Annotated in this window: 1 pseudogene; it reads right to left on the bottom strand. The window is 69.8% G+C overall.

Annotated features, from left to right (window positions below):
* Window positions 1-355: pseudogene (locus tag ACFWPJ_RS29710) on the bottom strand (hypothetical protein); the annotation flags it as partial.
* Between the last annotated feature and the right edge of the window lie 202 nt (window positions 356-557).

Raw genomic sequence — 557 nt, forward strand, 5'->3', positions numbered from 1 at the left:
GGTACCACGCCCAGGGCCCGGTCCCCATCGGCGCCGACGCCGACCGGAAACGACGCGTCGAACGGTCGTAGGCGAACACACCACCGTGACCGGGACCGCTGGTTGTCTCGTAGTCATCGGACATGGTGATCGTGCCGGACGCCCCAGCCGGGCCAACCGGTCCGGGCACACCCGCGGCCGCTGTCGAATGCAGCTGCTGATCGGCCCCGGACCCGGTGAATTCGACAGCGGGAACCGTCAAGTTCTCGCTGTGCACAGTCGGGGTCGCCGTGACCGAGTTGGCAGGGGCAGCGGGTCCGACCGGGCCGACCGCGTCGACAGAATGCTGCCAGCCGGAGCCAGTCCACACATCCATGCCGTTGTCATCGAGCCGATGCCACCATTTGCCGCGATCCTCGGGCCCCAACCCGGTGGGCCGTGCCGCGACATCCGGAATGGTCCCGATCTTGCGGAAAGTGCTGCGCGGTTTGCCGCGCGCACCCTGCGGGCCCCCCGGGCCCCCCGGTAGCGGGTAGTCGCGCCCAACATCGGGCACTTCGACCGGCGCGGTGTGTCTC

Origin of the sequence: Nocardia sp. NPDC058497 (assembly GCF_042720195.1) — a bacterium.
Classification (GTDB): Bacteria; Actinomycetota; Actinomycetes; order Mycobacteriales; family Mycobacteriaceae; genus Nocardia.